General features: G+C 63.3%; 7 protein-coding genes. 1 reads left to right on the top strand and 6 read right to left on the bottom strand.

Features of this window, described 5'->3' with window-relative positions; translation table 11 throughout:
* Window positions 1–4: 4 nt before the first annotated feature.
* From A6V37_RS33310 to A6V37_RS33285, 6 genes are all read right to left on the bottom strand, one after another.
* Entirely contained in the window at window positions 5–1,669 is a 1,665-nt protein-coding gene (locus A6V37_RS33310) for a multicopper oxidase domain-containing protein (RefSeq protein WP_425262293.1), read from the bottom strand.
* A 10-nt stretch (window positions 1,670–1,679) separates the two neighbouring features.
* Entirely contained in the window at window positions 1,680–3,245 is a 1,566-nt protein-coding gene (locus A6V37_RS33305; RefSeq protein ID WP_064267899.1) for a multicopper oxidase domain-containing protein, read from the bottom strand.
* A 420-nt stretch (window positions 3,246–3,665) separates the two neighbouring features.
* Window positions 3,666–4,829, bottom strand: a complete 1,164-nt coding sequence (argE, locus tag A6V37_RS33300; protein WP_064267898.1) for an acetylornithine deacetylase — start codon at window positions 4,827–4,829, stop codon at window positions 3,666–3,668.
* Complete coding sequence (locus tag A6V37_RS33295) at window positions 4,822–5,499, bottom strand: DUF1028 domain-containing protein (RefSeq protein WP_064267897.1); 678 nt, start codon at window positions 5,497–5,499, stop codon at window positions 4,822–4,824. Before A6V37_RS33295 ends, argE begins: the two co-directional genes overlap by 8 nt.
* A 10-nt stretch (window positions 5,500–5,509) precedes the next feature.
* The gene (locus tag A6V37_RS33290; RefSeq protein WP_064267896.1) at window positions 5,510–5,947 is read right to left on the bottom strand and encodes a RidA family protein; all 438 of its coding nucleotides are present in this window, start codon (window positions 5,945–5,947) and stop codon (window positions 5,510–5,512) included.
* 28 nt (window positions 5,948–5,975) lie between these two features.
* Entirely contained in the window at window positions 5,976–7,304 is a 1,329-nt protein-coding gene (locus A6V37_RS33285; RefSeq protein ID WP_064267895.1) for a flavin-containing monooxygenase, read from the bottom strand.
* Window positions 7,305–7,492: 188 nt separating this feature from the next.
* On the opposite strand from A6V37_RS33285, the gene A6V37_RS33280 reads away from it, so the two are divergent.
* Window positions 7,493–8,419 (top strand): LysR family transcriptional regulator, encoded by a 927-nt coding sequence (locus tag A6V37_RS33280; protein ID WP_064267894.1) that lies wholly within the window; start codon window positions 7,493–7,495, stop codon window positions 8,417–8,419.
* The last annotated feature ends 47 nt before the right edge of the window (window positions 8,420–8,466 follow it).

Below are 8,466 nucleotides of genomic sequence, written 5' to 3'. Positions count from 1 at the left end.
GCCTCTAATTGGATTCGTCAATCAGGAAAGCCTGTGGATCGACGAGCATCATCATCATCATTCCGCCTGGGAAGATGTTGTTCGTGGTGATCTCGCGCTCGTTATGCGAGTGCCACATGAATGCGAAGCCTGCTTCGGTTGCCGGCGGATTCACGACGGTTCCGCTCGGCGGGGTGGTCCCGGTGGGCGCCGTCGCGCGGATCGTTGCATCAGGTCCGAGATAGGGACTGCCGCCATACCAGAAGCCATTGGTCAGCACGTGCGAGTCCGGCAAAGTCACTGGTCCGCCGCTGCCGACGTTGCCGAACGGATGCGCTTCGAGCGCCTTGCCGTGATCCGCGCACCACTCGTAGTAATTCGGCGCATGCGGGTCGGCCGTGTAATAGCCGTTCGCGTCCGGAGTGCAGACGACTGGCTTGCCGAGGTAAGCCGCGAATTGCGGAGCGGTATCGGTGTACACGTCGCTGGGTTTATGTCCGTAGACATCCCAGTTCAGACCCTTGCCCGTCCAGTAGAAAATGCCGTCCATCGCGAGGCCCGGTGTGGTGGTGGTCGTGAACAGCAGCGGGCCTGCCACCTTGGTCGAGTCGGTCTTGCTGAGCAGCATGTTGCCGTCGCGCGCCAGCACCCGCACGTGATTGCCGTGCTCGTGGAACGGATGCTGCCAGCGGCCGGTTCCGATGATGCGCAACAGCACCAGTTCACCCGGGTGCATGTGCGGATTGCCGTTGTAGGGCTGATGCGGATACTGCACCGCGTAGTTCGGATCCATGTCGTCCGGCATGGAGCGGCCGTTGACCATGAAATAGGCCGGGTGGTAGGGCTCCGTCTCGACGGTCATGCAGCCGCTCGGTGCCGTGCACGTGTTGCCCGCCTGCTGCTCCGCCTGTTCATGAATGCGCGGATCCATTTCGGAGAACTGAAAAAGATACTCACGGTCGTAGCAGGCGGCGCTGTGATTGTAAGCCGCACCGGCATTGCGGAAGTCCGGCTGCCCATCCGGCAGCGTCGCCGCGACCGCACGGCAGCCAGCGGGCACCGCGACGTTACCGGGCGACGAGGTCGGCAAAACGATGATCGCGCCATACAAGCCCATCTCGATCTGCAGATCGCCCTGAGTGCCGCTGTAGTACGCGTGTGTGCCAGGCGTCGCCGCCACGAAGCTATACGTCACCGTGGTGCCGTGGGTGGCCTCGCGGGTCAGCAGGCCCGGCGAGCCGGTGAGCGCCGCGGGACAGGTCCCGTCGGGGTTCAGGACGGCGGCGCAGACCTGGAATCCGGGAAAGAGAATCGAGGTGTTGCCCGCCGCGGCCGGCAGATTGTTGGTGAGCGTCACCGTGACGACATCGCCCTGCTTGACGATCAGCGTCGGACCGGGAATCTGCATGCTCGGACAGGTCGCGCCCGCAATCGTTGGCGGCGAAAAACCGGCCGGCGCCGTGCGGCATCCATAACCCCACGAGTAAACGCTCCCGCCGTCGGGCTGGGTGATGCGGTTCGCCTCGGCGCTCAGATCGAAGTGCGTCCCCGTGATGCCAGGCGCGGCGGCGTGCGCGTTCATGCAGGCGAGCGCGGCGAGCGTCGCCGCGCCGAACCGTGCGAGCCGCCCAACGCGCCCAAAGCGGCGCGCGAGCATGGCGATCCATGTGTTGTGAGTGATGTGTCCCACGGCTCTTCTCCTAGGTGCAGGACTTCTTGGTCGGGTCCACGCTGTTGCAGATGTGGACCTCGGTCATCAAGCCACCGAAGTTCTCCTGGTCGTTGGCCAGGTGATCGAGATTCGGCGTGTACAGGTAATAGATCGCACCCGGCCTATATTTCGACGTGTCGCTGGCGTCGAGGATCACGTCGATCGATTCGCCGCCGCCCAAGGTGATCGAGTTCGTGTTGTAAGTCATGTCGTTGCCGGACATGTCGCGCAGCAGGCGTGCGTTGATGCCGACCACGTGCATCGGAATACCCAGCGAGGCGAGCGTCTGATACTCGGTGACGTCGAGGTCCGAGATCCGCAGGAGCGCCCTGCCACCGGCCGGAATGTTGATCAGCGCCGGCAGCGGCTGGGAAAAATGCTGCGTGCCGTCGGCAACCGGTGTCGAGAGCGGATTTGGATTCACGGTGTCCGGATAGCTGCGCCCGTTCAGCATGAAGAACTTGTCCTTCATGTCGGTGAACGGCTCCGGATTGAACGTCATGCCCACGAAGTGGAAGTTCGGATCGAAGCCGTGGATCTGCACCGGATACTCGACGTCGTAGGCAGTCGAGCCGTCACCGTCGTTGTACGCGTAGAGCGTTGGCGAGCCGCTCTTGTTGTTGGCGTGGAGCACGCCGTTCGACGGCGGCAGCGGCGTCGTGCACAGAATGTCGTTGCCGCACGCCGTGCGCAGATCCAGTTGCTGCTTCTGTAGCGAGGCGTACAGCGACGCGCTGGCGGGCACGCGGTTCTGGCGCGGCCGCACGAAGATCTGACCGACCATGCCCATCTGCAGGTGCTCCGGCGGCGTGATGTGGCAGTGCCAGAAGTAGGTCCCGGCATCCGGCGCGAGGTAGTAGTAGGTGAAGCTCGCGCCGATGTTGATCGCCACCGACGCGTCCGGCACGCCGTCATAGAACGACGAGGCGTTCGGGTAGCCGTGGAAGTGCACCGTGTGCCGCTCGAACAGGTCGGGGCGCATGATCATCCCAACGTTGGTCAGCGTGAGGAAGAACTCGTCGTCCTCGTCGATCGCCATCATCGGCGCCGGCTCGTTGCCATTCATCACGCCAATGTCCATGATCGGCCGCGGATCGACGTGGCCGGTCAACTGGCCCGGTGGCACGGAATCCGGATCTGGCGTAAGGCCGACCGCGCCGTTGTAGGTCGGGTCCAACCTGGGGTCGCCGACGGTGTTGAACACCGAGGCGAACTCGGTGCCGGGATTGCCCGACTTGATGTCGGCGAGACCCGACAAGGGGCCGAAGGCGAACAGGTAGGTCTGCACGCCGTTCGCCATCGTCGCGTAGCCGTCACCCCCGGCGATCTGCTGACACTTGATCGCCCCGTTGATGACGCCCGTTGAGGCGGAGGTCTGTCCGGTATAGGACGGCCCGGTGTAGAGGGGCTCGGGTGCGTTTGGCGGCAGCGCCGTCGGATGCGCCGGCGTGGTGCTCGGGCATTGCACCGCGAACGACTGGCCGAATGAAGGAACTGCGAATAGCAGGAACAGCAGCGCGGCAACACTGCTGCGATAAGCGTGGGTACTGAACATATGACCTCCGTCCCAGGGGTCAGCCGGCGCGATAGGCGCCGGGCGTCATGCTCTACAGCGGATGCGGGCTGATTGCATTCTGAGATCGGCCCGTATCTGGATTCTGGACAAGAGCGCCGTAGCCTGGGATGGGGCACCCCCCTACACTTGCGGTAGGGGGAACCCATCGGCGGTCTTCGGATTGGGGGCGGACGGCGGGGAAATGAAGGCAGGCGCCGATTGCGTGCGGCACCGGCGCGGTTCGTCGCCCGATGCGCGGGCGGTTCATCAGGGCGGCTTTTATTCTTTCAATTTGCCTTCGTTTAACGGTAACTCCGGGATTGCTTGACGACTTAGCGTCGCCAAGGCGGGGCTACCCGGATAACCATGCACCGAAGGCTGAACGGCATGGGGGCTATTACTACCCCGCGGCGCGGGGCATCAGCGAGGGCTCCACAGGGTCTCGGCCAGGCGTCCCAGCATCGCATCGCAGCGGTTCAACTGATCGAGGGTAATGAACTCGTCCGGCTTGTGCCCCTGATCCATGCTTCCCGGCCCGCAAACCACCGTGGGAATGCCCGCCTCGTTAAACAGGCCGCCTTCGGTGCCGAAGGCCACCGTGCCGAACTCGGTGGAACCGCTCAGCAGTGCCAACAGGCTTGCCGCTTCGCTGTCGGGCGGAGTGGCCAGGCCCGGGTAGGCGCTCAGCGGCTGCAAATGAATGCCCGTGTCCGGCTGCACCGCGCGCATCGACAGCAGCAGTTCTGACTCGGCATAGTTGCGCAGCTTGTCCGCGACCTCGTGGGCATCGAAGCCTGGCAACGCGCGCACCTCGAAGTCGAATTCGCATTCCGCCGGCACGATGTTCAGTGCGCGGCCTCCTTTGATGACGCCGGTCTGCACGGTCGAGAATGGCGGATCGAAGCGCTCGTCGTGATGTTCAGGCTGCGCCAGTTGCGCACCGATCTCTTCCAGCCGGCCAATCAGCCGCGCCGCGTACTGGATGGCGTTCACCCCATAAGGTGCGTAGGCCGAGTGGCAGGCCGCACCATGCACGTGGCAACGCATCGCGAGCTTGCCCTTGTGACCCAGCACCGGCTTCATCTCAGTCGGTTCGCCGATCAGGCACAGGCGCGGCTTGTGCGGACGCTTGGCCAGTTCCGCCAGCATCGGTCGCACACCCAGGCATCCCACTTCCTCGTCATAGGAGAAGGCAAGGTGCACCGGCAGCTCCAACGTCCGTTCGAGAAAGATGGGGACTGCCGCCAGCACGGAGGCGATGAAGCCTTTCATATCGGCGGTGCCGCGGCCGTACAGGCGCCCTTCCCGCTCGGTCAGGCTAAACGGCTCGACCGTCCAGTCCTGGCCATCCACCGGCACAACATCGGTATGGCCGGACAGCACAATGCCACCGCGCTCACGCGGACCGATGGTGGCGAACAGGTTGGCCTTGGTGCGCTCCGGGTTGTAGAACAGTTCGCTCTCCACCCCGAGGCCGGCCAGGTATTGTCGGATGAAATCGATCAGCGCCAGGTTGGAATCCCGGCTGACGGTGGCTAAACCGATCAACCGTTCAAGCAACTCACGGCTCGCCGCCTTACTCATCACCTGGCACTCCATAGCTGGGTGCCGTGGTCGGATTCAACGCCCGCACCAGATAGTCCTGCATCTGCGGCCGATAGGCTTGCCAAAGATCGTCCAGCTTGCCGATCGGGTCGGCATCCGCCCAGTCGACCCGCAGATCGGCGATCGGCCAGCTCACATCGCCCACGATCTTGAGCGCCGCCGAGTGCACGGGGCCGGCCTCGCCGCCGGCCGCCATCGCCGCATGCATGGCGGCCAGCAGGCGTTCGGCGAGCATGCCGGACGCGCTGCCGAACGCCTGAGCCATGGCCTCGATGACGTGAACACCCTCCAGCAAGTTGCCCGCTGCAACGCACTGCTCACCGGCCACCGCATGGTGCACGCCCAGCGCTTCATTGCCGCTGAAGAACGCGGTGCGGCCCTGGCCGTCGATCACCGTCACCTGCCGGTACTCATGCCAGCTGTCGGTGCCGAGCGCGCGGTCGAGCGCCGCCGCGGGCGCGAGTTGCTGGTCTTCGAGGAGATCGAGGATCTGTGGACCAAGGGCTGGCAGCGTTACGTTCTGGGTCGCCACCGCGCCCACGCCTGAGCGCACCCAGGGGCACCGGGCGCCCACCGCAATACTGGACGAACTGATGGCGATCCCAAGCTGCCCGGTTTGCGCACAGCGTCCGATGATCGAGAATGTCATATGCCGCTCCTCAGGCCTGCTTCGCCGTCCAGCCATCCGGAATCACCGCGATCACGTCGATCTCCATCAACCATTGCGGCTGGCCCAGCGCGCTCACCACGAGACCCGTGGAAATGGGGAACACGCCTTTGAGCCACTTGCCGACTTCCTGATACACCGGCTCGCGGTAGCGCGGGTCGATCAGATAGGTAGTGGTCTTGACGATGTGGGTCATATCGCTGCCCGCCTCTTCCAGCAACTGCTTGACGTTTTTCATCGCCTGCTCGGCCTGGGCGCGCGGGTCACCGAGTCCGATCAGGCGGCCGTCGAAATCCGTACCGACCTGGCCGCGCACATAGACGGTATTGCCGGCGCGCACGGCCTGGCAAAGATCGTTATCCAGCGACTGGTTCGGATAGGTGTCCTTGGTGTTGAACATGCGAATGCGGGTATGCGTGGGTTGGCTCATCAATGCACCTCAATACGGGAAAGAAAATTCAGGCCGACAGGCGCGAATCGGGGTAGCTGTCGCCGGATTGCTGTTCGCGACGCTCACCCTCGTGGCGTTGCGACGCATCACGGTAAGCGAGATATTTGCGCTGCGTGGCGATATGGTCGGCAATATGCCGGGCGTCGTGCCAGACACCCCAGATGAACGAGGAGCCGCGGCGCGAGAGCCACGGAAGCCCGAGGAAATAGACACCGGGCTCGGACGACACACCGCGCTGATGCTGCGGCTTGCCGTTTGCGTTGAAGGCATTGACCTGCAGCCAGCCGTAATCGACTGAGTAACCCGTTGCCCAGACAATCGAGGTAATGCCGGCCTCGGCCAGATCGAGTTCGAGGAGCGGATGAGTCACGCAGTCCGGATCCGCAAGCATGCGGCGGGCTTCAGGTTCTTCCGGAAGATCGAGATTGTTCTGCGCTATGTAGGCGTCGGCGGCATTCAACAGCGACAGATAGTTCGCGTCGCCTTGAGCAATGTTGTCGGCAAGATCGGTTTCGAAGGTGACCTTGCCGTCGACAAACGACTTCGTCAGGCCGACGAGCGTCATGCCCTGGCTGGCGAGCTCGCGGAAGTCGATGGTGTGGCCGCCGCGCGCGCCGCTAACGGCGATGGTCACATGCTCCCTGCCCCGCGTGGCGACCTCTTTATCCCATTCGCCGAGCACGCCCAGCCACCAGCAGAAATCGCGGCTGCGATAGGCGCGTGGCGGACGATCGTGCGGTCCGACCGATAGATAAACCTTCCTGCCCGCACGCTGCAACTCATCGGCGATCTGCACGCCCGACGACCCGGCGCCGACCACCAGCACCGCGCCCTCGGGCAGTTGCTGCGGATTGCGATAGTCGGCGGAATGGATCTGCGTAACGTTTTTGTCTTGAGGCGCGATCGGCGGGATCACCGGGCGTTGGAAGGGTCCGGTTGCGACCACCACGCGATTCGCTTCGATCACGCCATCCGACGTTTCGATGGTAAAGCCGGGGCGGCCGGTATTGCGTACCACCTTCGTCACTTCCACGCCCGTACGGATCGGTGCGTTGAATTTCGTGGCATAGGCTTCGAAATATTCGGCCACCCGCTCTTTTCCGGCGAAGGCGTCGGGATCGAGATCGTCGAACTCGAGACCCGGAAACCGGTCATGCCAGGCCGGGCCATTCGCAACCAGCGAATCCCACCGGCCCGTGCGCCAGCGTTCAGCGATACGATCGCGCTCGAGGACGAGATGGGGCACGCCAAGCTTGCTGAGGTGTTCGCTCATGGCCACGCCGGCCTGCCCGGCGCCAACCACCAGCGTATCTATCGGCATTTTTTCAACTGTCATGGTGATGTCCTTCAGAGAGGCGGTTTGATCTTTGCTGTGAAAGAAATCTACGCGCAAACCTCACATCTGAAAAACATATTTAAAAAATGCAAGCTATCTGTTTTATCTATGCAAAACGCGGGATAATCCACGTGGAGACACGCGCCGTACCGGCGCGTCCATAAGAATCCGCTCATGGGGACGCTTCAATGGAAAACCCGCTGCTTCGCTATTCGCTGCGCCAGCTGCGCTATTTCGTCGTGACAGCCGAGGCGCTGTCGTTTACCGGCGCGTCAAAAGTGCTGCATATCTCGCAGCCCTCCATTTCCACGGCGATTGCCGAGCTGGAGGAGTCTTTCGGTGTGCAACTGTTCATCCGCCACCACGCGTCCGGCCTGTCCCTGACCCAGGCCGGGCGCGAGATGCTCGGCAAGGCGCGCGACCTGCTGAAGAATGCGGAAGAACTGCAGGCGGCCGCACGGGGCATGGACACGGGCATATCGGGCGGCATCGCTCTCGGCTGCCTCGTTTCGCTGGCCCCACCGCTGCTGCCGGGCATCATCAGCCGCTTTGTCGCACAGCATACCGGCGTCGTCTTCCAGACGCTGGAGGCGCACCAGGACGATCTGTTCACGGGCCTGCACGACGGCTCGCTCGACCTCGCGCTGACCTACAACATCGATCTGACCGACGACGTCGAATTCCTGCCGCTGCTGACGCTGCCGCCGTACGTCATCTTGCCGAAAACGCACCATCTGGCGCAGCATCGCTCGATCTCGCTGGCGAATCTCGTGGGGGAACCGTATGTGATGCTGGACCTGCCGCACAGCCGGGAGTATTTTGCGGCGCTGTTCGACGTGGTGGGCGAGCGGCCGGTGCCGGTGTTCAGGTCGGCACAACCGGAAGTGGTCCGCGGGATGGTGGCGAACGGCCTGGGGTACAGCATCCTGAACTTCCCGCTCAAATCGACTCACACCGTGGACGGTGAGGATTTCGTCGTCAAGCGGTTCAAGGACGATGTGGCGGCAACCACGCTGGGTATCGCGCAGTCGCGCAATATGAAGCCACGCCAGGTGGTGCGCCGCTTCGCGTCATTCTGTGAAACGTACATCAAGAAGAATCACGCGAAGCGCTAAGCATAGCGATAACAAAAGCGCGGGCGTCTGACGACGATGACACTGTC

Source organism: Paraburkholderia ginsengiterrae (genome assembly GCF_001645125.1).
Classification (GTDB): domain Bacteria; phylum Pseudomonadota; class Gammaproteobacteria; order Burkholderiales; family Burkholderiaceae; genus Paraburkholderia; species Paraburkholderia ginsengiterrae.
This window is presented reverse-complemented; position numbering and strand designations above follow the sequence as displayed.

Bases quoted from the DNA above. Each gene is read 5' to 3' on its own strand.
- A6V37_RS33285 (WP_064267895.1), bottom strand. From the start codon at position 7,304: ATGACAGTTGAAAAAATGCCGATAGATACGCTGGTGGTTGGCGCCGGG.
- A6V37_RS33280 (WP_064267894.1), top strand. From the start codon at position 7,493: ATGGAAAACCCGCTGCTTCGCTATTCGCTGCGCCAGCTGCGCTATTTC.
- argE (WP_064267898.1), bottom strand. From the start codon at position 4,829: ATGAGTAAGGCGGCGAGCCGTGAGTTGCTTGAACGGTTGATCGGTTTA.
- A6V37_RS33305 (WP_064267899.1), bottom strand. From the start codon at position 3,245: ATGTTCAGTACCCACGCTTATCGCAGCAGTGTTGCCGCGCTGCTGTTC.
- A6V37_RS33295 (WP_064267897.1), bottom strand. From the start codon at position 5,499: ATGACATTCTCGATCATCGGACGCTGTGCGCAAACCGGGCAGCTTGGG.
- A6V37_RS33290 (WP_064267896.1), bottom strand. From the start codon at position 5,947: ATGAGCCAACCCACGCATACCCGCATTCGCATGTTCAACACCAAGGAC.